Source organism: Enterococcus sp. DIV0358, from assembly GCF_051713465.1.
Lineage (GTDB): Bacteria > Bacillota > Bacilli > Lactobacillales > Enterococcaceae > Enterococcus > Enterococcus faecalis.
In genome coordinates this window covers 2,766,857-2,792,437 of the sequence record NZ_JBIOPX010000001.1, presented here as the reverse complement: position 1 = coordinate 2,792,437, position 25,581 = coordinate 2,766,857, and the positions used below count along the sequence as shown (strand labels likewise).

Here is a 25,581-nt window from a genome sequence, read left to right as displayed (position 1 = left end):
TTGTCTATAGTGTGAGAATATACAAACTTTCGCAGAGAATAAATAGCCTAAAACAAAAAGAACATCAAAAAAACAATTCAACAATCAAATTCTTATTAATAACTTAATATAATATTAATAGAATCTTAACGGCTGATAAATGCTTATATACCAATGTTTACAGAGTTTTTTTCACAAAATAAACAATAAAAGAACAATCTGAGCTAGTGTTTTCACTAGGTTTTTTAACGGTTTTTTCTATAATGAACGTATACCAAGAATTAGTGAAAGGAGAGACAATATGGGCCTATTTAAGTCCTTATTCAAGAAAGAGCAACACACGCAGGATACCGAGATTAATGAAAGCGTTATCCAACGTGAAGCGGATAACTTGGAAAAGCGATGGATAGATATACCAGCATATATTCCTGCTGAACCAAAAGAATATCAATTGGTAAGTATTGTGGCCACTGCCATCGCAGCAGGAGAGTTTCCAGAAAGTCGTTTTGTTATCAAAAAAATCGCAAAACGAAATCCAGAAGCAAAAGAAGTTGCCATTATTGCAGCCAGTATAGCTGCAGAGCTTTCAGAAGAGTCTCAGCTAGTTGTCAAAAGAATTTCAAAACAAAACCTTGAGGAGGATCATTATGTTACGCAAATTTAAAATTTCAATTGATGGGAAAGAATATTTAGTCGAGATGGAAGAAATCGGTGGCGTCCCACAACCAGCACCTGTTGCACCACAACCAACAGCGCCAGTTGCTACGACAGAAACACCAGCCCCTGCTGTTGAAGAAGCCCCAGCGCCAGCAGCACAGCCAGCCGCCCCAGCAGGAGCAGATGCAATGCCTGCGCCAATGCCAGGAACTGTGTTAAAAGTATTAGTCAATGTTGGTGATACGGTGTCCGAGAACCAACCATTGTTAATTTTAGAAGCAATGAAGATGGAAAATGAAATCGTTGCAGGAAAAGCAGGTACGGTAACAGGAATTCATGTTACCCAAGGCCAAATTGTGAATCCAGGGGAACCATTAATAACAATTAACTAGAATTAATTTAAGAAGAGGAAGTGATTTGTGTGGAGACACTGATTCAAGGTGTTATAGGAATGGGCCAAGAACCAGGACGCATTGTGATGATGCTGATTGGTGGACTATTAATGTATTTAGGAATAAAAAAAGAGTATGAACCAACACTTTTAGTGCCGATGGGTTTAGGAACGATTTTAGTGAACTTTCCTAATTCCGGCGTATTGAGCGCTGGCGGCGAGCCTGGTCCGTTTAATGTTCTTTTTGATTTTGGAATAAAAACAGAGTTATTCCCGTTATTATTATTTATTGGGATTGGGGCAATGATTGATTTCGGTCCATTGTTACAAAATCCGTTTATGTTGATGTTTGGTGCCGCTGCACAGTTTGGGATTTTCTTTACAGTTATTATGGCTGTTTTATTAGGTTTTGATTTAAACGATGCTGCTTCGATCGGGATTATTGGTGCCGCTGATGGCCCAACGTCTATTTTCGTAGCAAATACCTTACATTCAAAATACATGGGGGCCATAATGGTTGCCGCTTACTCCTACATGGCGTTAGTTCCGATTATTCAACCAGTAGCGATTAAAGCAGTGACGACGAAAGCCGAACGTCGGATCCGTATGACTTATCGGGCCGGTGAAGTTTCTCAAACAGCGAAAATTCTTTTCCCGGTTGTTATTACGATTGTCGCAGGGTTAATTGCGCCGGTGTCATTACCATTAGTTGGTTTCTTAATGTTTGGGAACTTATTAAGAGAATGTGGCGTTTTGGATCGCTTATCCATTACAGCTCAAAATGAATTGGTGAATATTATTAGTATCTTGCTAGGACTATCTATTTCCGTTAGCATGAACTATGCAGAGTTCTTAAAAGTCGATACGTTGATGGTTATTGGCTTAGGGTTAGTCGCCTTTATTATGGACTCAGTCGGCGGCGTACTTTTTGCTAAATTCTTGAATTTATTTAGAAAAGAAAAAATCAATCCAATGATTGGTGCTGCGGGTATTTCCGCTTTCCCAATGTCTAGTCGGGTCATTCAAAAAATGGCTACGGATGAAGACCCACAAAACTTTATTTTAATGCATGCTGCTGGTGCCAACGTTTCAGGACAAATCGCTTCTGTAATTGCTGGTGGCTTACTATTAGCCTTTTTAACATAGGACGGAAAGGAGAACGAATACATGTCTGTTAACATGGAAGATTTAAAAATTGCTTTTGAACTGTTAGGTTTTGGTTGGGGCGGCGTTTTCGTTGTTTTATTTATCATTTATCTAGCATCTAAATTACTAACAAAATTATTTCCAATTAAAAAATAAAGGAGGTTATTGCTGTGAGCAGCGTATATACAATGAAAAGAATCTGGTTGCAAAAAGATAAAAAAGCTTATCAAGCTTGGCGCGAATTAATGGAAAAAGCCGCATTGCAAACGACAGAAGCACTTGATTACACCGTTGGCATATATGATGACACAGCATTAATCGCCTCTGGCTCGCTTTCAGGCAAAACGATTAAGTGCGTGGCCGTTTGTAAAAAATATCAATCTGAAAATTTGTTAACCCAATTGGTGGTTCATCTACTTGAAAAACTGAGAGAAGAAAACCAATTACACAGTTTTTTGTATACAAAACCAAAAAATGAACAAATTTTTCAGTCGCTAGGCTTTCAAAAAGTGGTTGCGAATCAAGAGGTGCTATTTATGGAGCAAGGCAAACCAGATTTTGCCGATTATCTTGGTTACCTGACACAGCATAAAAAAGCAGGACCAGCCAGTAGCATTGTCATGAATGCAAATCCTTTTACGAAAGGCCATCAGTACTTAGTCGAAAAAGCAGCCAAAGAAAGTCCGCACGTTTATGTGTTTGTTTTATCTGAAGATAAATCGCTGTTTTCAAAAGAAGCACGTTTCGCAATGGTGCAAAAAGGGGTAGCCCATTTACCCAATGTGACAGTCCTATCTACAGAAGATTACTTAGTTTCGTCTGCGACTTTTCCTACCTATTTTTTGAAAGAAAAAGCGCCATTAGAGGTAGCTGCAATTCAAGCAACGCTTGATGCAACGTTATTTAAAGAAAGAATTGCGCCAATACTTGAAATTCAGCAACGTTATGTGGGAGAAGAGCCTTATTCAGAAGTGACCGATGTCTACAATCAAGCAATGCAACAAGTTTTCGGACAAACGATAACGCTAACCATTGTCCCGCGATTAGCGATTGGTGGAGAGCTGATTAGTGCGACGAAAGTTCGCAAAGCGATGGCTGAAGGCGACAAAGAGACACTCAAGAAGTTTTTACCAGCAACAAGTTATCAATACTTAGTAGAACACAAGAAACTAATGAGGTGAAGAAAGTGAAGATTATCAAAAATGCTACTGCAGGAACAGTAGAATCAAGTGATATTATGATTACCGTCCAACCCATTGAATCAACAGAAAATACCATTGAATTAGAAAGTAGTGTCGAAAAACAATTTGGCAATCAAATTCGTCAGGTGATTACGACAACTTTGGAACATTTAGATGTCCAAGGCGTTGCGGTCAAGGCGATTGATAAAGGGGCATTAGATTGTACAATCAAAGCTCGGATGATTACAGTTTTACATCGAGGCGCTGAAAAAGAAACGTATGATTGGAAGGAGTTGGACTCATGGAACGTTTAAGAAGAACAATGATGTTTGTCCCTGGAGCGAACGCAGCAATGCTAAGAGATGCACCTTTGTATGGGGCAGATTCAATCATGTTTGATTTAGAAGATGCAGTTTCATTAAAAGAAAAAGACTCTGCCCGTGTTTTAGTCCATTCTGCTTTGAAAACTTTCGATTATGGCAATATTGAAATTGTTGTTCGGATCAATGCTTTAGATGCCGGTGGCGCAGAAGATATTGAAGCAATGGTCTTAGCTGGTGTCGATGTGATTCGTTTACCAAAAACAGAAACAGCCCAAGATATCATTGATGTCGAGGCAGTCATTACAGAAGTAGAACAGCAAAATGACATTCCCGTAGGAACAACGAAAATGATGGCTGCTATCGAATCGGCTGAAGGTGTTCTAAATGCGCCCGCGATTGCCAAAAGTTCAACTCGCTTGATTGGCATCGCGTTAGGCGCCGAAGACTATGTTACCAATATGAAAACACGGCGCCATCCAGATGGCCAAGAACTATTCTTTGCTCGTAGCATGATTTTACATGCCGCTCGAGCAGCTGGGATTGCAGCTATTGATACGGTCTATTCAGATGTAGACAATACGGAAGGCTTTGAAGCCGAAGTTCGTTTGATTAAACAGCTAGGTTTCGATGGGAAATCGGTGATTAACCCTCGTCAAATCCCATTAGTTAATACTATTTATGCGCCAACAGAAAAAGAAATCCAGAATGCTAAGGAAGTAATCTGGGGCATTCGGGAAGCCGAAGCTAAAGGTTCCGGTGTTATCTCCGTAAATGGAAAAATGGTTGATAAACCAATTGTTGAACGAGCTGAACGGGTCATTGCGTTAGCATTGGCGGCTAAATTAATTACCGAGGAGGAAATATAGACATGGTAGTAAATAAAGTAGGCAAAGACATTCCTCAATCTTATGCAGAGCAATACGGCATTTATGAAGGAGAATTAGCACACATTGATGCGTATCAAGAAGCGAGCCGAGCAATTAAACCAGTGAAACCTCGGGAGACAAAACTTTTAGGAAGTATTCGTGAAGCTATTGAAAAAACAGGTTTAAAAGATGGCATGACCATCTCTTTCCATCACCATTTCCGTGAAGGAGACTATGTGATGAACTTAGTTTTAGCCGAGATTGCCGCCATGGGGCTGAAAAATATTTCGATTGCACCTAGTTCAATTGCAAATGTTCATGAACCTTTGATCGAACACATTAAAAATGGAGTAGTCACCAACATTACTTCTTCAGGTTTGAGAGATAAAGTAGGAGCCGCTATTTCAGCAGGTATCATGGAAAATCCTGTGGTGATTCGTTCACATGGTGGCCGGGCACGGGCAGTAGCAGCAGGCGATATCCATATTGATGTAGCTTTCTTAGGTGCACCAAGTTCAGACGCTTATGGAAATGCGAATGGAACCAAAGGAAAAGCCACCTGTGGTTCTCTTGGATATGCGATGGTCGATGCAAAATATGCGGATCAAGTGGTCATCATTACTGACACATTAGTGCCATATCCTAATACCCCTATTAGTATTCCACAAACAGATGTTGATTATGTGGTAGAAATTGATGCAATTGGTGATCCAGATGGAATTGCCAAAGGCGCAACACGTTTTACAAAGAATCCCAAAGAATTATTGATTGCTGAATATGCCGCAAAAATAATTACACATTCTCCTTACTACAAAGAAGGCTTCTCATTCCAAACAGGAACAGGTGGCTCTTCACTAGCAGTTACGCGGTTCATGAGAGAACAAATGCTTAAAGATGGTATTAAAGCAAGTTTCGCTTTAGGCGGAATTACGAATGCAATGGTGGAACTTTTGGAAGAAGGTTTAGTAGAAAAAATTATTGACGTCCAAGACTTTGATCATCCATCAGCTATTTCTTTAGGAGAAAATGCCAATCATTATGAAATTGATGCCAATATGTATGCTTCACCGCTTAGCAAAGGGGCGGTTATTAATCAATTAGATACAGCTATTTTATCTGCTTTAGAAGTGGACACAGATTTTAATGTAAATGTCATTACTGGTTCAGATGGTGTCATCCGTGGTGCTTCTGGCGGACATTCCGATACAAGTATGGCTTGTAAAATGAGTCTAGTGATTGCACCACTTGTTCGTGGACGGATTCCAACAATCGTTGAGCAAGTAAATACAGTCGTTACACCAGGTACGAGTGTCGATGTCGTAGTAACAGAAGTCGGCATTGCAATCAATCCAAAAAGAACAGACTTAATTGATTGTTTTAAAACCTTAGATGTTCCTCAGTTTACGTTAGAAGAGTTGAAAGACAAAGCCTACAACATTGTTGGCACCCCGGAACCAATTAAATATGGAGACAAAGTTGTTGCGTTAATTGAATACCGAGATGGTAGTCTAATTGATGTGGTACGCAATGTTTAATGGGGAAAAAGTAACACTTTTAGAGATGTTGGATGCTCGCGAACAAAGAGCTGCCACACAGAAGGAGTTGTTAGAAACAGCACCAGAAGCTAGTCTCTTATCTGCCACAATGAATATTCCTGGAGAAGTAAAAAATTCGCCCACTTTAACGGCTGTTTTTTTAGAAGTAATTGACGAAGTCGAGCAACAATTGCTGGATCAAGTACCGATTATTAATTTTTACCGGAATGAAAAAATAGGTCCTGAATATTATTTGGCGGTTTCGTTAGCCCCGCAAGAGTTAAAACAAAGAATGGTCAAAATTGAAGAAACACATCCTTATGGTCGTTTAGTGGACCTAGATGTTTTATGGGGAAATGAGGAACTAAAAAGCCTTCATCGAGGAGATTTAGGCTTGCCACCACGGCGCTGTTTTATTTGCCAAGAAGAGGCGAAAGTCTGTGGACGAAATCGACGTCACAGCCTTGAAGCAATGCAAGAAAAAATAACAGAAATAATTTTGACACGAAAGGAGCAGCCAAGTGAGTAAAAAAATTCGTTTTACAGAAACAGTGCTACGGGATGGACAACAAAGTTTAATTGCAACACGGATGCCAACCTCAGATATGCTGCCGATTATTAAAACAATGGACGAGGCAGGATTTCATGCATTAGAAATGTGGGGCGGGGCAACGTTTGATTCCTGTGTCCGCTATTTAAACGAGGATCCTTGGGAACGTCTTCGCCAAATTCGCAAAGAAGTTAAAAATACCAAACTTCAAATGTTATTACGAGGACAAAATTTACTAGGATATCGTCATTACGCTGATGATGTGGTTCGGGCCTTTGTCGAAAAATCAGTTGAAAATGGGATTGATATTATTCGTATTTTCGATGCCTTGAATGATGTCCGTAATTTACAAACAGCAATTCAAACAACAAAAGAAGCTGGCGGACACTGTCAAGCAGCGATTTCTTATACCACGAGTGAAATTCATACCATCGATTACTTTGTAAAATTAGCCAAAGAATTAAGTCAAACAGGAGCGGATTCCATTTGTATTAAGGATATGGCAGGCGTTTTGACGCCACAAACTGGTTTTGAATTAGTGAGCAAAATGAAAGATGCCATTGATTTACCTTTAGAGGTGCATACGCATGCGACTAGTGGTATTTCTGAGATGACCTATTTAAAAGTCGCTGAAGCAGGTGCGGATATCATCGATACAGCTATTTCTTCTTTCGCTGGCGGTACGAGTCAACCAGCCACAGAATCTGTAGCCATTGCGTTAGAAGATTTAGGCTTTGAAACAGGTTTAAATATGGAAAAAGTAACAGAGATTGCTGACTATTTCAATCCGATTCGTGATCGCTTTAGAAGTGAAGGCATTTTAAACCCTAAAGTTAAAGATACGGAACCGAAAACCTTGATTTATCAAGTGCCTGGTGGTATGTTATCAAACTTATTAAGTCAATTAACGGAGCAAGGTTTACAAGACAAATATGAAGAAGTTTTAGCTGAAGTACCTAAAGTAAGAGCGGATTTAGGGTATCCGCCACTAGTTACGCCGCTTTCACAAATGGTCGGAACACAAGCCTTAATGAATGTGATTTCTGGGGAAAGATATTCCTTAATACCGAATGAAATCAAAGATTATGTGCGCGGGGAATACGGTAAATCACCAGCACCTATCGCAGAAGAGATTAAACAAAAAATCATCGGGGATGAAGAGGTAATCACTTGTCGACCGGCGGATTTATTGAAACCAGAGTTGCATAGTTTAGAAAATGAAATCCAACAATATGCAAAATCTGAAGAGGATGTCCTATTATATGCGATGTTCCCACAACAAGGAAAAGACTTTTTAGGACGTCGTGAAGATCCTTTTTACGATGTACCGTTACAGAAAGTGACAGTCAAACTTGACTTGCCAGAATAGAACGGCAAGTGCTCCGCAAATGTATAAAGAAGCAAGGGTTTGAGCGACGATAACGGTTGTTCAAACCCTTGCTTCATCAAATAGAAAAAAGGCAGCCCGTGAAAGGAAGTGACAATGTGTTAGAAGAAGTTCTAGCAATTCATCAAAAAAATATTGGTGTGCTAAGTCTTGAAGCAACAGAAGCGGTATTAAACCATCATGATTTAGCCAAAATGTATACACCTGGTGTCGCAGAATTGAGTTTAATGATTGCTCAAAATCATGAATTAGCGCGCGAGTGGACCATTAGTGGTAAGTTAATTGCGGTTATTACAGATGGGTCAGCTGTTCTGGGTCTCGGCAATATGGGCACGCAAGCGGGCTTGCCAATTGTTGAAGGCAAAGCTTTGCTTTATAAAAATTTGGCGGGGGTCGATGCTATTCCTTTAGCGCTGGAACAAAAATCAGTGGACGAGATGGTTCAAACAATTGAAAATTTACAAAATAGTTTTGCAGGAATCCACTTAGAAGATATTTCTGCACCAAAATGTTTTGAAATTGAAGAAAAACTTCAACAACGTTTGAACATTCCTGTGTATCATGATGACCAAGAAGGCACAGCCATTGTCGTTTTAGCTGGGCTAATCAACGCAGCTAAAATTAAAGGAAAACCTTTAAATCAATTACATGTGGTGATTAACGGAGTTGGTGCTTCTGGTGTAGCGACCGCTAAGTTATGTATTCAAGCGGGGATTACGCATCTCACCTTAGTAGATCGCCAAGGTGTTTTAAGAGAAGAAGACCCGACATTGAATCCTTACCAACGTGCTTTGCTTCGACAGGTAATAAAACCATCAGTAGAAAACAAAGATTTAGCCACCGCTGTCGTCAATCAGGATGTTTTTTTAGGCTTATCAGAAGCGGATGTGCTAACGCCAGCCCTGATTGAATCAATGAACCAAGACCCAATTATCTTTGCTTTAGCAAATCCTAAACCAGAAATTGAACCAGCCCTCGCCCAAGCCAATGGCGTCCGTTTATTAGCAACTGGTTCTTCCAAATATCCGAATCAAGTGAACAACATTTTAGCTTTTCCAGGTCTTTTTAAAGGGTTATTGGCAGCGAAAGGCAGAAAAGTCGATGTCGGTTTGCAAATGACAGTAGCACGAAGCTTGGCCGCTATGATTTCAGAACCCACAGCAGAAAAATTTATACCTAATGTATTTGATGGCGGCGTAGTTGACACGGTTTTTAATGCTGTACTAGACTATATAAAACAAGAGAAGGCCACGGCAGAAGAAGGGACGTAAAAGGCAATGACAAAGCAAGCAAGGAGTAAATTAGCGCAGCAAGCACAATTGGCACTACTTTACGAAGTGACCTGTTTAAATAAACCAGGCTTGGTGGATCCAGTCGATGCAGGCGCCCATCAAGATATGGATGTTTTCACTTTTTTAGAAAGTAGTGTAGTTTTGACTCCTTATTTTGATACCTTCGTTCAAGCTGGGACAGAGCTACGTCATTTGCCGATTGAGGCAACATTTCGCGCGATTCGACAAGTTGGTTTAGAAGCAGAACGAGCGATGTTTGAGGCAACAGAAGGGATCAACACACATAAAGGAGCGATTTTTTCTCTAGGTATTTTTTTAGCTATCTGTGGTCGTCTAATGATTTGGGAGACCCCTTGCACCTTACAATTGTTTCAACAAACGCTTCAAACAATGACGCAAGACTTATTGGCTGACTTTGAAAACCTCGCTACGAATGAGCTAGAAAAACTAACTTGGGGTGAACGACTATTTGTTCAGCATGGCTTGACTGGAATCCGTGGTGAGGCGCAACAAGGTTATCCCGCTGTCTTTGAACAGGGAGTGCCTTATTATCAAAAACATCAAGGCACACAACAACAAAAACTCATTGATACGCTCCTTTATTTATCGCTCTATGTTGAGGATACGAATTTGATTAAACGAAGTCAGAATGTCCAAATTTTTGAAGTATATCAACCGTTAATCCAGGAATATTTTGCTTTAGGGGGGACACAAACGTTACGGGGAACCCTTTGCTTAGAAAGATTGAATCACTTATTCAAAGAAAAAAATTGGAGTATTGGTGGCAGTGCAGATGCTTTAATTTTGGTGGTGTTTTTAGATAAACTAATGAAATTAAATTGGCTGACGCCTTAATTAAAAAGATAGTTACAACGCTGATTTGGTCAGTTATTTTGACCTTATATGCTTATGGAAAGGTCTCAAGAGAATTCAAGAAAGCGATTGACAAATACCACGAAACACAGTATATTTTATTACGAAATCATTCTTATCAGAGTATACAAATACGATGATAAACAGTTGAAGCGAATCTTGATTTGCTTTTCCTAAACCTGATTCTTTTAGAATCAGGTTTTTGTTTGTCTAAAAGGCGGCATTCGTTCAAAAACGGCTGTCGCCTTTTTTTATGAAATTTTTTTAATATAAAAAATTTCATAAAAAAAATCTTAAAAACAGAAAAAATTGTTATAGATTAGAGTCATTTTTTTGATGTAAAGTTTTTATGACTTACAGCCATAAAATTGATAAAAACAGTCAAAGAAGCAGAAAAAATAATAGTGGAATTTCTCAAAAAAATAAAAAAATTTTCCGTTATTTAATTATCGATTTATCAAACGATAAGTTATAATAAAATAATTTATTTATCTTTAATGATTGGGGAGAAACGTATAAACTTCCTCATTTTCCTCTCATTGTATAATAACTCACTAATGAATTAGTGAGTTTTTTAACATATGCAAGACGTTTGTTATCAAATGAATTTTTATATAAAAATTCACAGCATTATATTTTGAAAAGCTGAGGAAATGTACTAAACTGCAGGTGTTAAATCCATTTAAATCGCTAAAGGGGGAGATGAACAACTAGGGGAAGCTAATGATCTCGGTATTTATCGTTTGTTTTAAAGAAAAGAGGGACGATCAGATGAAAAAGAAAATTGTTGAGGATTTTAATCGGAAAAGTCAGCATAAAAAATGGACAAAACGCAAGATGCTTAATTTAGCAATATCAAGTGGTTTATTATTTACGTCATTAGCAATCCCTGTAAGTATAGCTGTTACCTCTGGCGCAATCAGTGCATCAGCAGCGGTCTTGGATATCGAACTATTATCAAATGTTACGTCAAATAATGACAGTGGCACTTCAACGAGTAATCGTTGGACAGCCGCAAACCAAAATCAACCAGTTAATTTCACTGTTTCTGGTGGTGCTTTAGCAGATGCTTCCGCTGTGTTTAGTGGACAAAAACAAGCGGTGTTAGTGGTTCCTCCTGAGTTAAGAGGAAATGTAGCTGCAGCAGGCAGCGCAGCAATCAATACCAACGTTACGATTGATCTTTCAAAAGTTACTTTTTTGACTGCCGTTTTGAATGCAGCCAATGATTTAACCAATGTCATTACTCAAATTACCAGTGGAGCGTTAGGGAATTTAACTGGTGTTGATATTGATTTGACGGAAGTGAATCGTCAGTTGGAATTAGTGAATAACATTGAAAACTTAGGTGCTGCTTCATTTACAGCTCCAGAAACGTTAGCAGCTGACGGCTCATACATTAGTGCACCGATTAGTGATGGTTTAGGGTTAGTTTTAGCCCAAAATGTTTCAAACATCTTACAAGATTTGAATGCGGCCGTTCAAGCTTTGGAGGCAAAAGGAACCAGTATCCCAAGTAATCTTGTCGCTACAGCCATAAATGCAGCCTTGCTTCCTGTCAAAGGCACGGTAAACGTGGCTGTTTCAGGTGCTTTGCCTTTATTAGCAGTTGGTGGTTCAGGTGTGAATGAGTTAGTGGATGCTTCTTTACTAGGCGCAACTACGGTTACTTTACCAACTACCGTTTCAACACCTCAAAATTTATCCAATAATTTAGATGCTCGTTTTGTAGGAACAGTCGTTCAAACAGATCTTTTAGACGTTAATTTATTAGCAACAGCAGACGGTGTATCCAACATTTATTTTGCTGCAGGTACTACTAGTGAAGTAACCGCACCTACCGTAACAGGAGTAACAGGCAATTCAACAGCAGGTTACGAAGTTAAAGGAACTGCCGACGCCAATGCCACGGTTGAAATCCGAAATGCAGGAGGTGCCGTGATAGGTACAGGTACTGCTGATGGGACAGGGGCATTTACAGTTACCATTCCCGCAGGTGAAGCAGGCGCCAATGAAACGTTAACCGCCGTAGCGAAAAACGCCAGCGGTACAGAAAGTACGCCAACAACGTTCCAAACACCAGCGGATGAGACAACCGTAACCGCACCAACAATCACAGGAGTGACAGGTAATTCAACGGCAGGTTACGAAGTTAAAGGAACTGCCGATGCCAATGCCACGGTTGAAATCCGAAATGCAGGAGGCACCGTAATAGGTACAGGTACCGCTGATGGGACAGGGGCATTTACAGTTACCATTCCCGCAGGTGAAGCAGGCGCCAATGAAACATTAACCGCCGTAGCGAAAAACGCTAGCGGTACAGAAAGTACGCCAACAACGTTCCAAACACCAGCGGATGAGACAACCGTAACCGCACCAACAATCACAGGAGTGACAGGTAATTCAACGGCAGGTTACGAAGTTAAAGGAACTGCCGATGCCAATGCCACGGTTGAAATCCGAAATGTAGGAGGCACCGTAATAGGTACAGGTACCGCTGATGGGACAGGGGCATTTACAGTTACCGTTCCCGCAGGTGAAGCAGGCGCCAATGAAACGTTAACCGCCGTAGCGAAAAACGCCAGCGGTACAGAAAGTACGCCAACAACGTTCCAAACGCCAGCGGATCCTAATACGCCCGTGGCGACGCCAATTGTTGAGACTGTAACAGGTAGTACAACAAAAGGCTATGAGGTCAAAGGGACTGCTGAAGTTGGCACCACCATTGAGGTTCGCGATGCAGCTGGCACGGTCCTTGGTACTGCAACAACTGGAACTGATGGAAAATATACAGTGACTTTAGCTCCAGGAACAGCAACAGCAAATCAAACGCTGAGCGTTGTAGCGAAAAACGCTAGTGGCACGGAAAGTCAACCAGCAACGGCGACAACACCAGCTGATGTCACTGCACCAACAGTTGATAACATCACAGGTAACTCTGGTTCGGGTTATGAAATTACAGGAACAGCAGACCCTAACACAACAATCGAAGTTCGTGATCCAGCTGGGGCAGTCATTGGTACAGGTACCTCTGATGCGAATGGTGATTTTACTGTCACACTACCAACGGGAACGACCAATCCTGGGGATACGTTAACAGTGATTGGAAAGGATAACGCGGGAAATGAAAGTCAACCGACTGAAGTCCTTGTTCCTTCTGATGCCACGGTTACAGCACCAACTGTAACAGGAGTAACAGGTAATTCAGTTGCTGGTTATCAGGTGACAGGCACCGCTGATCCGAATGCTACCATCGAAATTCGTGATGCAGATGGGAACGTGATTGCAACAGGGACTGCCGATGGGACTGGTTCCTTTGCTGTGAACCTTCCAGCTGGGACGGCAAATGCGAATGAAACATTGACAGCGTTAGCCAAAGATCCTGCTGGCAATACAAGTACACCGACAACCTTCCAAACACCAGCAGATGAAGTAGTGGCACCGCCAAGTGTCGACAAAGTAACCGGGAATACAACACAAGGATATCAAGTGACAGGTACCGCTGAACTTGGCACCACCATTGAAGTTCGTGCAACAGACGGAACAGTTTTAGGCACCGCAACAACTGGACCGACTGGCCAATATACTGTGACGTTAGCTTCAGGAAAAGCAACAGCGAAACAAACAGTGAATGTAGTTGCTAAAAATGATACTGGACTTGAGAGTCAACCAACTACAGCTATGACACCCGCTGATGTTACCACACCAACAATTGGTGACATTACTGGAGATTCAACAACTGGTTATGAAATCACTGGGACGGCGGACCCTAATACCACCATTGAAGTACGTAACCCAGATGGAACAATTATTGGTACAACGACAACGGATGATCAAGGAAACTTTACTGTGGACCTTCCAGTGGGAGCCGCTAATCCTGGTGATACATTAACAGTTGTTGGAAAAGACGGTGACGGCAATGAAAGTCAACCAACGGAAGTGACGGTCCCTGAAGATGCAACCGTGGCAGCACCGACTGTGACGACTGTTACAGGAACAACTGCTACTGGGTATCAAGTAACTGGCACGGCAGAGCCAAATGTCACCATTGAGATTCACAATGAAGCAGGTTTAGTTATTGCTACGGGAACGACTGATGGTGCTGGCGCCTTTACAATCACTCTTCCGACGGGCACAGCAACAGCCAACGAAGCCTTAACTGCCATTGCAAAAGATGCTGCTGGGAAAGAAAGTAATCCGACTGCTTTCAAAACACCTGCTGATCCAGATGCACCAGTCGCGACACCTACTGTTGACAAAATCACTGGTAGCACGACAAAAGGCTATCAAGTAGTAGGAGCAGCAGAAGTTGGTACAACAGTCGAGGTGCGTGACGCCGATGGCACAGTCCTTGGCATGGAAACTACTGGAACTGATGGCAAATACACAGTGACTTTAGAGCCAGGGAAGGCCTCAGCTAACGAAACAATAACTGTCGTAGCGAAAAATGCAACAGGGAAAGAAAGTCAGCCGGCTACAGCAACTACACCAGCCGACTTAGCCACACCAACCATTGATTCTATTACCGGAAATTCTAGTAAAGGTTACGAAATCACTGGAACGGCGGAGCCAAAAACCACTATTGATGTCCGTGACGCAGACGGAACCATCATTGCTGCTACAACTGCTAACGAAACCGGCCAATATACGGTGACTCTACCAGCTGGCGTAGTGACACCAGGAGAAACGATTACGATTATTAGCAAAGATGGCGCAGGTAATGAAAGTCAACCAGCTACAGCCGTTATTCCAGCGGATGTTGTTTTAGCGGCGCCAACTATTACGAAGGTTGAAGGAAACAAAGCCAATGGCTATACAGTCACTGGAACTGCTGATCCAAATGTCACGGTTCAATTTTACAATAGCAGTGAACAATTATTGGCAAGTGGCAGTACAACTACTGGAGGCACCTTCTCCGTTCATATTGCAGCAGGGTTAGCAACAGAAAAAGAAACATTAACCGCACTAACCACAGATACACAAGGAAATGTGAGTCCAAAAACCACATTTATGACGCCGGCCGATATTACGGGAGAACCAGAGATTAAAATTGCGGCACCAACTGTTTCTTCAGTTTTAGGAACGTCTAAAGCCGGCTACCTCATCAAAGGAACAGCTGAACCAAACCGAATCATTCAAATTAGTAACCGACTATTAAGAAGTGTGATTGCTGTAGGTGCCACCGATGCTGAAGGCAATTTCGCTATCCAATTAACAGCGGGACAAGCGACTGCTCAACAAAGTTTACTTGCGACAGCTACCGATGGCGCAGGACATTACAGTACGGCTACAACCTTCATGACGCCAGCCGACCCAAAAAATCCTGGAGGAGGCAATGGTAACACTGGCGGAAATAACGGCAATACAGGCGGCAACACAGGAAACAATGGCGCAACTGGCGGGAATAATGGAAATGGTTCAAACACAGGTTCAAATCCAAATGGAGGTTCTGGTTTAGGTACAACAGGTTCTGGCTTAGGTTCACTAGGCAATGGCCTCGGTACAAATGGTAGTGGCTACCACCCTAAACTAAGTACCATCAGTTATGGCACTGGAAATCACGGGAAAACAGGCTACTTACCTAGTACAGGTGAAAAAGAGTCCTCAGCCGTGACAACAAGTTTGTTTGGCGCCTTTGTCGCACTCCTTGCGAGCATGGGAATCATCAAACGCAAACGTAAAAACTAGCTCTCTCCTTTAATTCCTATAGATGAGAAAACGTATTATTGAGAATTCCCCACTCAATGATACGTTTTCTCGTTCCATTTAATGAAGAAAAATTGCCAAATAGAATAAAATGTGCTATTCTATTTTCAGAAAATCGAAGGAACAAGCAGTGAAAGTGCTAAATCCAACCTGAATTTTTTAATGCAGGAGGAGTGGGCGCTTTTTTTGTTGTTATGAAGAAAGGAAGCTAATTATGCAATCAGCTACAATGGAGTTTGATACAATTGCGGCGATTTCTACGCCGCCAGGTGAAGGTGCGATTAGTATTGTTCGTCTAAGTGGCGAGCAAGCAGTTGCTATTGCAAACAAAGTTTATCGGTCAGGCACTAAAGATTTAGCTAAAGTCCCCACGCACACGATTCATTATGGTCATATTGTTGATCCGCAAAACGATCAATTGATTGATGAAGTCATGCTTTCTGTGATGCGGGCACCGAAAACATTTACACGAGAAGACGTGGTAGAAATTAACTGTCATGGCGGCATTGTCGTGGTGAACCAATTATTGCAATTACTGTTACGTGAAGGCGCACGAATGGCTGAACCTGGGGAATTTACAAAACGTGCTTTTCTAAATGGCCGAATGGATCTTTCACAAGCAGAAGCAGTGATGGACTTAATCCGTGCCAAAACGGATAAAGCGATGAATGTTGCATTGAACCAATTGGATGGTAACTTGTCGACGTTAATTCGTTCATTAAGACAAGAAATTTTAAATACTTTAGCACAAGTAGAAGTTAATATCGATTATCCAGAGTATGATGATGTCGAAGAATTAACCACGAAATTACTTTTAGAAAAAGCCGAATTTGTGAAAGCGCAGATTCAACAATTATTAACGACCGCTAAACAAGGAAAAATTTTGCGAGAAGGCCTAAGTACAGCAATTATTGGCCGACCAAATGTCGGGAAATCCAGTTTGTTAAACCATTTGTTACGAGAAGAAAAAGCTATCGTTACAGATATTGCTGGAACGACACGTGATGTCATTGAAGAATACGTTAACGTTCGCGGCGTTCCTTTAAAATTAATTGATACAGCGGGGATTCGCGAAACAGAAGACATTGTGGAACGAATTGGTGTCGAACGCAGCCGCAAAGCGTTAGCAGATTCGGATTTAATTTTGTTAGTCTTAAATCAAAGCGAAGAATTGACAGAGGAAGATCGTCAACTGTTGGAAGCAACGAAAGGCTTAAAACGCGTTATTCTTTTAAATAAAATGGACTTACCGACAAAACTAGATCCTAACGAATTACAAGAATTAGTCCCTGCAGAAGAAATTTTATCCGTTTCGGTGTTGTCAAACACAGGCTTAGACCAGTTAGAAGCGAAAATTGCTGATCTTTTCTTTGGCGGCCAAACAGGCGAAAAAGATGCTACCTATATTTCTAATACACGTCATATTGCTTTGCTAGATCAAGCAGCGCTTTCGTTACAAGAAGTGATTAACGGCATTGAAGCAGGTATGCCAGTCGATTTAGTTCAAATTGATATGACCCGTTGTTGGGATTATTTAGGGGAAATCGTCGGCGATAGTGTCCAAGATGAATTAATTACACAGTTATTTAGTCAATTTTGTTTAGGAAAATAAGACAAGAGAGGAATTTTTTATGAATCAATATCAAGCAGAATCATATGATGTTATTGTCGTCGGTGCTGGACATGCTGGCTCTGAAGCAGCCTTAGCAGCCGCACGAATGGGCGTTAAAACGTTACTTTTAACGATTAATTTAGATATGGTTGCTTTTATGCCATGTAACCCTTCTGTTGGTGGACCTGCCAAAGGAGTCGTTGTCCGAGAAATCGATGCATTAGGCGGCGAAATGGGTAAAAACATTGATAAAACCTACATCCAAATGCGGATGCTAAATACTGGTAAAGGTCCAGCAGTGCGTGCGTTGCGCGCGCAAGCCGACAAACATGCCTATGCGACAGAAATGAAACATACCATTGAAAAAGAAGAAAATTTAACCCTTCGTCAAGGGATTGTTGAAGAATTAATCGTGGAAGATGGCGTTTGTCGTGGTGTTGTAACTTCAACAGGTGCCGCATACCGTAGTCAAGCAGTGGTGATTACTGCCGGTACTGCCTTGCGTGGCGAAATTATTATTGGTGAATTAAAATATTCTTCAGGACCAAACAATTCGCAACCTTCCGTTGGTTTAGCCAATCATTTAAAAGAATTAGGTTTAGAAATCGATCGCTTTAAAACAGGAACGCCGCCACGAGTAAAATCAAGTACGATTGATTATTCTGTGACAGAGGAACAACCAGGCGATAAAGAACCCAACCACTTTAGTTACAGCACGCCAGATAGTGCCTACAATCAAAACCAAGAACCTTGTTGGTTAACTTATACGAATGAAACAACGCATGAAATTATTCAAAAAAATCTACACCGCGCCCCAATGTTTACTGGGATTGTTGAAGGTGTGGGCGCTCGGTATTGTCCATCCATCGAGGACAAAATTGTTCGTTTTGCAGACAAACCAAGACACCAATTGTTCTTGGAACCAGAAGGGTTGAATACCGAAGAAGTTTACGTTCAAGGCTTATCTACTTCTTTACCAGAAGATGTCCAAACAGAAATGCTTCATTCTATTGAAGGGTTAGAAAAAGTAGAAATGATGCGTACAGGTTACGCCATTGAATACGATGTGGTAGTCCCTCACCAATTACGCCCAACATTAGAAACAAAGGTCATTGAAAATCTTTATACAGCAGGTCAAACGAACGGAACTAGTGGCTACGAAGAAGCTGCTGGTCAAGGCTTGATGGCAGGAATTAATGCTGCATTGAAAATTCAAGGCAAAGAGCCTCTTGTTTTAAAACGTAGTGATGGCTATATTGGCGTCATGATTGACGATTTAGTTACAAAAGGCACTAACGAACCTTATCGCTTATTAACGTCACGTGCGGAGTATCGTTTGATTTTACGACATGACAATGCGGACTTACGTTTAACAGAAATGGGTCATGAAATTGGCTTAGTCAAAGAAGAACAATATGCCGCCTATCTAGTCAAAAAAGCGGCTGTTGAAGCGGAAATTGCCCGCTTAGGCAAACATCGGATTAAACCAACCAAAGAAGTGCAAGCATTTTTGGAAACCAAAGGCGCTGCTGGCTTAAAAGACGGTATTTTAGCTAGAGATTTTCTGAAACGCCCAGAAATCAGTTATCAAGAAGTCGCTCAATTTATTCCCGCACCTGAAGAGGCACTCGATCCGAAAGTAATTGAACAAGTAGAAATTCAAATCAAGTACGAAGGCTACATTAAAAAAGCCATGGAAAAAGTTGAGAAACTAAAACGCATGGAAGCAAAACGCATTCCAGAAAACATTGATTACCAAGCGATTAACGGCTTGGCGACAGAAGCAAAACAAAAACTACAAAAAATCCAACCAGAAACGATTGCCCAAGCAAGCCGTATCAGCGGTGTGAACCCCGCTGACATTAGCATTTTGATGGTCTACATCGAACAAGGAAAAATCGCGAAAGTGCAAGGATAATAAAAATTTGAAGCAGTTGCTTCTTCACGGATGATTGATTGTGAAGAAGCAACTGCTTTTTTGTTTTGAATTAGTCTACTTTTTTTTCTAAACTGCAAAAAAAGACTGTCTTAAATAATTTCACAAACTGACCTATACTGAAAGCGCAAACAAATGATAGGAGTGGAACAAATGACAGATTGGTTAGGAATTAAAGGAAAAGTAGTGATTGTTACAGGAGGCTCATCTGGTATTGGTCACAGCATTGTTGAAAGCTTGTTAGCAGAAGAGGTCTATGTCGCTAATTTTGATATTTCAGCATCAGAAACGCAACATGAGCATTTACTCTTTGTGAAAGTCGATGTAACTTCTCGAGCAGAAGTAGAAGCGGGTGTCGCTCAAGTGGTGGAAAAATTTGGAACCGTAGATGGCCTAGTAAATAACGCCGGAATCAATATTCCTCGTCTATTGGTGGATAAAAATCATCCTCATGGGCCTTATGAATTATCGGATGAGGTATTCGACAAAATTGTAGCCATCAATCAAAAAGGGCTCTACCTAATGAGCCAAGCAGTGGGCCGGATTCTTGTACAAAAACAAGCAGGTGTCATTATTAATATGTCTTCAGAAGCTGGATTAGAAGGCTCCGAAGGGCAAAGTGCCTACGCTGCAACGAAAGCAGCGGTCAGCAGTTATACACGTTCATGGGCTAAAGAGTTAGGAAAATCAAACGTCCGTGTCGTAGGGATTGCGCCAGGCATTATGGAAGAAACGGGCTTGCGCACTTTAGCATACGAAGAAGCATTGGCTTATACACGAAACATTTCTGTGGAGCAATTGCGAGCAGGTTATTCAAAAACAAGTACGATTCCATTAGGTCGTAGCGGAAAACTCCATGAAGTCGCTGACTTAGTATGCTATTATTTATCAGACCGTTCAAGCTATATTACAGGCATCACCACAAACGTAGCTGGAGGTAAAACAAGAGGATAGAGGTGGGAAAACTAAATGACGCTAGTAAATAGATGGTACCAAGTAATAAAATTACTAGTTGATCACAAAGGAATGAGCTTACAGGAATTGCAAGAAAAATTAGCCGCAAGTCCTCAAACAGTTCGTAAAAACATTGATACATTGAATGATGAATTAATCGGTGTCGCCCAAATTATTCAGAAGGAAAATCTCTTTCAGTTAGAAATCAATAACTTTGAAGGTTTTGAAGAGGTTTTGTCTGGACGGCTAAAAAGGGAATCTGATTTTAATTCTTCAAGCAAGCGTGTTTCCTACATTATCAAACGATTAATAGAAGAAGATCAATTTATTTCAACTTATGATTTATCCGAAGAACTCGCCGTTAGCCGCGGCACAGTTAATAAAGACATTAAGCGCATGAAAGAGCTGATTGCTCCTTGGCAGGTTGCGGTTGTAGGCACGCCAAACCGTGGCATTCATTTAGAAGGAAAAGAGTTTGATTTACGCTTGCTTCATGTGAATTACGTCCAAGAATATTTTGAAGAACAGTTTCTTCATGAAACTACCAAACAAATGATACAAAAAATAATCAAAGAAACAAGACTAGCGAAACAAGATAGTTTTCTTTTACGAAGAGTGGTTTCAATTGTTTTGCAGCGTGTTTTAGCTGGAAAACTCATTACGGAACTACCACCAGAATATGTTGATTATGTTCGTCATAACGAGCAGATTGAAGAACTGATGTATCACTTGGAAATAACCTATAATGTAACGTTAAGCCAATGGGAACGTTCCTTTATCAGCTTTCCTTTTAACATCAACACAAACCATATTCGTAATTCTTTATTGGCTGATGAAGGACTCTTAGCTGACTATTTTCAAAAAATGATGAAAAAAATTCATCATTCAGTTGTTGTTGAATTTGATGAGGACTTCTTGTTTTCAGAAATGAAAGATCATTTAAGAAACGTGATGAATCGACTCGTTTTTCATGTGGAATGTCACGATTTATTTTATGGAGAAATTGAACGACAATATCCTTTGGCCTATGAATTAGCCAAGATTGGCTTGCAAGAATTGGGCCGTTTGTTGAATCGTTGTGTACCGACGGTTGAATTTGGGTATCTCGCTTTGTATTTTGAACTAGCATTGAGAGGGAACTATGAAGCGGGAGCCAAAAAAGAAATCGCTGTAATCTGCAGTACAGGTCATGGAACGTCCTTGATCATTCAGCGGCAATTGGAAAAAGTTTTGGGTCCAGACGTCCAGATTGCCCATTTTTCTGAAGAAGAGGCAGAGAGAAGAGAATTGAATCAATATTTTGCTATTTTTACAACTATTCCCTTAAAAAATATTCGACCACAAACACCGATGATCCATTTAACTAATTTATTTAACGATACTTGGCTCAGAAATGAGTGGCAGAGAGCAAAAGAAATTCGTTCCGTGGAATCTCAAAATATTCATATGACCTATCAATTATTAGAGAATACTCAAGGTTACCGAGCGAATATCCAGAAAATGATTGCTGATTTAGAAGCAGAAAAATTAGTAGATCCTCAATTTATCGAACGAATTTTTACTAGAGAAGATCAACAAACAACTATTTTTGAATCGGGGATTGCCTTTCCCCATACAATTAATCAAGCCTTACCAACGATTATTTTATCGATTGGGGTTTTTGAAGAATCACTGGTTACACCAGAAGGTAAAGTTGATGTTATTTTGCTGTTGGGTATTCCAGAAGAGCTGACGGCCACTGTTGAAGCAGAGTTACTACAACTATATGACCGCTTGTTTACAATCGCAGGAGACGAACGTTTACGTAATGAGTTACGGAAGCAACGAGATGTTTTAGCGGTTAAAGAGTGGATGCAAAGGAAGGGGATTATCATATGAGCTTTATCTACGTATTCGGAGCGCTTTTTTTAACAGCTTACTTCGTTCAGATAGCTATGGGAATGAAACAGATTAAACACTTTAATCAAAACTACCAAGAATTGCGACAATTAGGAAAAGTCGCGATTGGTCGACGTGCAGGGAAGTTGAAAGCAGGCACGATTATCTTGTTTGCTGTGGATTCGCAAGGGAAAATCTTAGCCGCTAGAAAGATGCAAGGTATCACCGTTCTAGCTAAATTTCATCCCTTACCTCAGTACGTGAACGAGGATATTCATTATATGGATCATTACCATCCACTCGTACAAAAGGAAAATAAATTAACCCAACAAGCGATGGAAAATGCACGAGAAATTTACTTGCGTGTTGAGCTTGGCAATTATCAAGAAACACAACCATTAACGCCGCTTAATGGAGCCAAAATTCAATGGCAATTATGGAAAAATAAAGTACAAACAAAATTGAAAGGAAGTGTCGAGTAATGTCTTATATTACAAAATTTGCGGAAGGATTTATGCACCTTTTCCAAACAGGAGCAGAAACATTTATTTCTTGGATGACAGGCATCGTACCTGTTGTTTTGATGTTAATGGTAGCTATGAATACTTTAATTGCTTTTCTAGGAGAAGAAAGAGTAACCAAGGTAGCCAAACTTTCTGCCAAAAATCCTGTTACGCGATATTTAGTGCTGCCTTTTTTATCCGCTTTTATGTTAGGCAATCCAATGTCCTTTACGATGGCACGATTTTTACCAGAATACTATAAACCTAGCTATTATGCTGCACAAGCGCAATTTTGCCATACCAGTAATGGAGTTTTCCCTCATATTAATCCTGGTGAATTGTTCGTTTGGTTAGGGATTGCGCAAGGGATTGATACGTTAGGACTAAATTCGATGGACCTAGCGATTCGCTATATGTTTGTAGGGATATTAATGAATTTTATTGGCGGTTGGGTTACCGATTTCACTACCGCCTATGTTTGCAAACAACAAGGAATTACCCTTAGTAAAACAGTAGAGATTGCTGTGGATTAGAAAGGAGCAAGGTGAGATGACGTACAATAGTATTAAGGTAGTTAAAGGAAATGGCGGTTATGGTGGACCCTTAGTGATTACACCGACAGAAGAAAAACATAAATTTATTTACATTACAGGTGGCGGCGAGAAACCCGCAATTGTTGATAAAATCGTAGAATTGACAGGAATGGAAGCGGTCAATGGTTTTAAGACATCGATTCCAGATGATGAAATCGCATTAGCCATTATTGATTGTGGAGGCACTCTTCGTTGCGGGATTTATCCTAAAAAAGGAATTCCTACTATTAACGTTGTTCCAACTGGCAAAAGTGGTCCCTTAGCACAATACATTAATGAGACAATTTATGTTTCCGCTGTAGGCCCGAAACAGATTACATTGACATCAGAAGAAGCTTCTGCTGCTGATACAGAAAAGCCCACCTCGAAAAAAACAGAATTTAAATATGATACAAGTAAAAAAATTACTGAACAAAAAGCGGAACAACAAAGTTTTGTTGCGAAAATTGGTATGGGTGCAGGAAAAGTTGTAGCGACATTCAACCAATCAGCCCGTGAAGGCGTACAAACGATGATCAACACAGTGATTCCGTTTATGGCATTTGTTTCTTTATTAATTGGTGTGATTCAAGGTTCAGGAATTGGTGAATTTTTTGCCAATATCATGGCGCCATTGGCAGGAAACATTGTGGGTTTAACAATTATTGGTTTTATTTGTTCTCTGCCGTTTCTTTCTCCTCTATTAGGTCCTGGAGCAGTAATCAGCCAAGTAATTGGTACGTTAATTGGTGTGGAAATTGGGAAAGGCAATATTCCGCCACAACTAGCTCTACCAGCATTGTTTGCTATTAATACACAAAACGCGTGCGACTTTATTCCCGTGGGTTTAGGCTTGGAAGAAGCTGAAGCTGAAACCGTTGAAGTCGGGGTCCCTTCTGTTTTATATTCTCGTTTCTTAAATGGTGCTCCTCGAGTACTAGTTGCTTGGTTAGCAAGTTTTGGATTGTATAGTTAAAAAATTTTTTTGGAGGATGGGAAATGTCAGTATTTACAACAAAGGTTCAGTCTATTGGACCAGAAGCCGAATTATTTAAAGAAGAAAAAATGGTCATCTTATTTGGAAAAGATGCACCAGATGCTTTAGCAGATTATTGTTATAACATTGAGGTTCAGCCAGTCACAGAAGCGATTACGGACAAGCAAACGTTAGTGATTGATGAACAAACTTACCAGATTACCGCTGTAGGCGAGGTAGTATTAACTAATTTAGACACATTGGGTCACATTACTATTAAATTTGATGGCGCAACAACACCTGAATTACCAGGTACATTATATGTTGAAGAAAAAGCTATTCCTGAAATAACTGTTGGTACAACAATCACTATTCTATAATTATCGTTTAAGGGAGGAACGTAAAAGATGGAATTTATGCTAGATACAATTAATCTTGAGGCTATTCGAAAGTATCAGAAAATTTTACCACTGGCAGGCGTAACGTCTAATCCTAGTATTGTTAAGCAAGCAGGAAAAATTGACTTCTTTGCGCAGATGAAAGAAATCAAAAAAACGATTGGACAAGCGAGTTTGCACGTCCAAGTGGTCGGTCAAACGACAGAAGAGATGCTAGAAGATGCCCAAACCATTGTACAACAATTAGGCCAAGAAACATTCATTAAAATCCCAGTCAATGAAGCAGGCTTGGCAGCCATCAAACAACTAAAGCAGGCAAATTATCGGATAACAGCAACCGCTATTTATACAGAATTTCAAGGCTACCTAGCGATTGCGGCAGGTGCAGATTATTTAGCGCCATATTATAATAGGATGGAGAATTTAACAATTGATTCTCAAAAGGTTATTGAGCATTTAGCTGCAGAAATTAAACGGACGAACGCAAAGAGTAAGATCTTAGCTGCTAGTTTTAAAAACGTGGCACAAGTTAATCAAGCCTGTCAAATGGGGGCGCAAGCGGTCACTATCGCACCAGAACTCGTGACACAAGGCTTGGCAATGCCCGCCATTCAAAAAGCAGTAACTGATTTTCAGGAAGATTGGGTTGCTGTTTTTGGAGTAGAAACGGTAAACGAATTAGCATAAAAAGAACGAGAAGAAAAAACGGCCATTTTTCTTCTCGTTCTTTTTTTGTTTCACATGAAACATCTACGATTATTCACTTGCTTAAAAATTAGACAATTCTCTTTATTTGTCAAAGAATTTCTTAAAAAAAGGGTTATCTTTTGGGTATTTTTTTTGGTAGCAGTATGATGAGGGTATCA

Annotated in this window: 22 protein-coding genes; all 22 read left to right on the top strand. The window is 40.5% G+C overall.

Annotated features, from left to right (window positions below):
* Positions 1-280 precede the first annotated feature (280 nt).
* Positions 281-643: a hypothetical protein gene (locus IGK70_RS13420; protein WP_002356004.1), complete on the top strand. Its 363-nt coding sequence runs from the start codon at positions 281-283 to the stop codon at positions 641-643.
* Positions 627-1,028, top strand: coding sequence for an acetyl-CoA carboxylase biotin carboxyl carrier protein subunit (locus tag IGK70_RS13415; RefSeq protein ID WP_002363547.1), 402 nt, complete (start codon positions 627-629; stop codon positions 1,026-1,028). Before IGK70_RS13420 ends, IGK70_RS13415 begins: the two co-directional genes overlap by 17 nt.
* Before the next feature lie 29 nt (positions 1,029-1,057).
* Positions 1,058-2,173 (top strand): sodium ion-translocating decarboxylase subunit beta, encoded by a 1,116-nt coding sequence (locus IGK70_RS13410; protein WP_002383526.1) that lies wholly within the window; start codon positions 1,058-1,060, stop codon positions 2,171-2,173.
* Positions 2,174-2,194: 21 nt separating this feature from the next.
* A complete protein-coding gene (locus IGK70_RS13405) occupies positions 2,195-2,329 on the top strand; it encodes an OadG-related small transporter subunit (protein ID WP_002356001.1) in 135 nt (44 codons plus the stop codon).
* Positions 2,330-2,361: 32 nt separating this feature from the next.
* Positions 2,362-3,354, top strand: coding sequence for a [citrate (pro-3S)-lyase] ligase (citC, locus tag IGK70_RS13400; protein WP_002368656.1), 993 nt, complete (start codon positions 2,362-2,364; stop codon positions 3,352-3,354).
* 5 nt (positions 3,355-3,359) lie between these two features.
* A complete protein-coding gene (gene citD, locus IGK70_RS13395; protein WP_002355999.1) occupies positions 3,360-3,668 on the top strand; it encodes a citrate lyase acyl carrier protein in 309 nt (102 codons plus the stop codon).
* Complete coding sequence (gene citE / locus IGK70_RS13390; RefSeq protein WP_002355998.1) at positions 3,656-4,543, top strand: citrate (pro-3S)-lyase subunit beta; 888 nt, start codon at positions 3,656-3,658, stop codon at positions 4,541-4,543. The genes citD and citE overlap by 13 nt, the downstream gene beginning before the upstream one ends.
* A 2-nt stretch (positions 4,544-4,545) precedes the next feature.
* Complete coding sequence (gene citF / locus IGK70_RS13385; protein ID WP_002355996.1) at positions 4,546-6,078, top strand: citrate lyase subunit alpha; 1,533 nt, start codon at positions 4,546-4,548, stop codon at positions 6,076-6,078.
* The gene (citX, locus tag IGK70_RS13380) at positions 6,071-6,607 is read left to right on the top strand and encodes a citrate lyase holo-[acyl-carrier protein] synthase (RefSeq protein ID WP_438775333.1); all 537 of its coding nucleotides are present in this window, start codon (positions 6,071-6,073) and stop codon (positions 6,605-6,607) included. Before citF ends, citX begins: the two co-directional genes overlap by 8 nt.
* Complete coding sequence (locus tag IGK70_RS13375) at positions 6,600-7,997, top strand: oxaloacetate decarboxylase subunit alpha (protein ID WP_002359205.1); 1,398 nt, start codon at positions 6,600-6,602, stop codon at positions 7,995-7,997. Before citX ends, IGK70_RS13375 begins: the two co-directional genes overlap by 8 nt.
* Before the next feature lie 116 nt (positions 7,998-8,113).
* Positions 8,114-9,286, top strand: coding sequence for an NAD(P)-dependent malic enzyme (locus IGK70_RS13370; RefSeq protein ID WP_104855407.1), 1,173 nt, complete (start codon positions 8,114-8,116; stop codon positions 9,284-9,286).
* A 6-nt stretch (positions 9,287-9,292) separates the two neighbouring features.
* Entirely contained in the window at positions 9,293-10,162 is an 870-nt protein-coding gene (citG, locus tag IGK70_RS13365; protein WP_104855408.1) for a triphosphoribosyl-dephospho-CoA synthase CitG, read from the top strand.
* 741 nt (positions 10,163-10,903) lie between these two features.
* Positions 10,904-15,868 carry an Ig-like domain-containing protein gene (locus IGK70_RS13360; protein ID WP_438775322.1) on the top strand — a complete coding sequence of 1,655 codons (4,965 nt, stop codon included), beginning with the start codon at positions 10,904-10,906 and terminating at the stop codon, positions 15,866-15,868.
* Positions 15,869-16,100: 232 nt separating this feature from the next.
* Complete coding sequence (gene mnmE / locus IGK70_RS13355) at positions 16,101-17,498, top strand: tRNA uridine-5-carboxymethylaminomethyl(34) synthesis GTPase MnmE (RefSeq protein WP_002379284.1); 1,398 nt, start codon at positions 16,101-16,103, stop codon at positions 17,496-17,498.
* Between the two features lie 19 nt (positions 17,499-17,517).
* Entirely contained in the window at positions 17,518-19,416 is a 1,899-nt protein-coding gene (mnmG, locus tag IGK70_RS13350; RefSeq protein ID WP_002355988.1) for a tRNA uridine-5-carboxymethylaminomethyl(34) synthesis enzyme MnmG, read from the top strand.
* 171 nt (positions 19,417-19,587) lie between these two features.
* Positions 19,588-20,388 (top strand): SDR family oxidoreductase, encoded by an 801-nt coding sequence (locus IGK70_RS13345; protein WP_104855411.1) that lies wholly within the window; start codon positions 19,588-19,590, stop codon positions 20,386-20,388.
* A 15-nt stretch (positions 20,389-20,403) separates the two neighbouring features.
* Positions 20,404-22,266 carry a BglG family transcription antiterminator gene (locus IGK70_RS13340; protein WP_438775320.1) on the top strand — a complete coding sequence of 621 codons (1,863 nt, stop codon included), beginning with the start codon at positions 20,404-20,406 and terminating at the stop codon, positions 22,264-22,266.
* Positions 22,263-22,748, top strand: a complete 486-nt coding sequence (locus tag IGK70_RS13335) for a transcriptional regulator GutM (protein ID WP_104855413.1) — start codon at positions 22,263-22,265, stop codon at positions 22,746-22,748. Before IGK70_RS13340 ends, IGK70_RS13335 begins: the two co-directional genes overlap by 4 nt.
* Positions 22,748-23,302, top strand: coding sequence for a PTS glucitol/sorbitol transporter subunit IIC (gene srlA, locus IGK70_RS13330; protein ID WP_002355983.1), 555 nt, complete (start codon positions 22,748-22,750; stop codon positions 23,300-23,302). The genes IGK70_RS13335 and srlA overlap by 1 nt, the downstream gene beginning before the upstream one ends.
* Positions 23,303-23,318: 16 nt before the next feature.
* Entirely contained in the window at positions 23,319-24,317 is a 999-nt protein-coding gene (srlE, locus tag IGK70_RS13325; protein WP_104855414.1) for a PTS glucitol/sorbitol transporter subunit IIB, read from the top strand.
* Between the two features lie 23 nt (positions 24,318-24,340).
* The gene (locus IGK70_RS13320; protein WP_002355981.1) at positions 24,341-24,697 is read left to right on the top strand and encodes a PTS glucitol/sorbitol transporter subunit IIA; all 357 of its coding nucleotides are present in this window, start codon (positions 24,341-24,343) and stop codon (positions 24,695-24,697) included.
* A gap of 27 nt (positions 24,698-24,724) precedes the next feature.
* Positions 24,725-25,402: a fructose-6-phosphate aldolase gene (locus IGK70_RS13315; RefSeq protein ID WP_002408131.1), complete on the top strand. Its 678-nt coding sequence runs from the start codon at positions 24,725-24,727 to the stop codon at positions 25,400-25,402.
* Positions 25,403-25,581: the final 179 nt, after the last annotated feature.

Bases quoted from the DNA above. Each gene is read 5' to 3' on its own strand.
- IGK70_RS13360 (WP_438775322.1), top strand. From the start codon at position 10,904: ATGATCTCGGTATTTATCGTTTGTTTTAAAGAAAAGAGGGACGATCAG.
- IGK70_RS13340 (WP_438775320.1), top strand. From the start codon at position 20,404: ATGACGCTAGTAAATAGATGGTACCAAGTAATAAAATTACTAGTTGAT.
- IGK70_RS13420 (WP_002356004.1), top strand. From the start codon at position 281: ATGGGCCTATTTAAGTCCTTATTCAAGAAAGAGCAACACACGCAGGAT.
- citX (WP_438775333.1), top strand. From the start codon at position 6,071: ATGTTTAATGGGGAAAAAGTAACACTTTTAGAGATGTTGGATGCTCGC.
- IGK70_RS13320 (WP_002355981.1), top strand. From the start codon at position 24,341: ATGTCAGTATTTACAACAAAGGTTCAGTCTATTGGACCAGAAGCCGAA.
- citC (WP_002368656.1), top strand. From the start codon at position 2,362: ATGAAAAGAATCTGGTTGCAAAAAGATAAAAAAGCTTATCAAGCTTGG.
- citE (WP_002355998.1), top strand. From the start codon at position 3,656: ATGGAACGTTTAAGAAGAACAATGATGTTTGTCCCTGGAGCGAACGCA.
- mnmG (WP_002355988.1), top strand. From the start codon at position 17,518: ATGAATCAATATCAAGCAGAATCATATGATGTTATTGTCGTCGGTGCT.
- IGK70_RS13345 (WP_104855411.1), top strand. From the start codon at position 19,588: ATGACAGATTGGTTAGGAATTAAAGGAAAAGTAGTGATTGTTACAGGA.
- mnmE (WP_002379284.1), top strand. From the start codon at position 16,101: ATGCAATCAGCTACAATGGAGTTTGATACAATTGCGGCGATTTCTACG.
- citF (WP_002355996.1), top strand. From the start codon at position 4,546: ATGGTAGTAAATAAAGTAGGCAAAGACATTCCTCAATCTTATGCAGAG.
- IGK70_RS13405 (WP_002356001.1), top strand. From the start codon at position 2,195: ATGTCTGTTAACATGGAAGATTTAAAAATTGCTTTTGAACTGTTAGGT.
- IGK70_RS13415 (WP_002363547.1), top strand. From the start codon at position 627: ATGTTACGCAAATTTAAAATTTCAATTGATGGGAAAGAATATTTAGTC.
- srlE (WP_104855414.1), top strand. From the start codon at position 23,319: ATGACGTACAATAGTATTAAGGTAGTTAAAGGAAATGGCGGTTATGGT.
- IGK70_RS13335 (WP_104855413.1), top strand. From the start codon at position 22,263: ATGAGCTTTATCTACGTATTCGGAGCGCTTTTTTTAACAGCTTACTTC.
- srlA (WP_002355983.1), top strand. From the start codon at position 22,748: ATGTCTTATATTACAAAATTTGCGGAAGGATTTATGCACCTTTTCCAA.
- citG (WP_104855408.1), top strand. From the start codon at position 9,293: ATGACAAAGCAAGCAAGGAGTAAATTAGCGCAGCAAGCACAATTGGCA.
- IGK70_RS13315 (WP_002408131.1), top strand. From the start codon at position 24,725: ATGGAATTTATGCTAGATACAATTAATCTTGAGGCTATTCGAAAGTAT.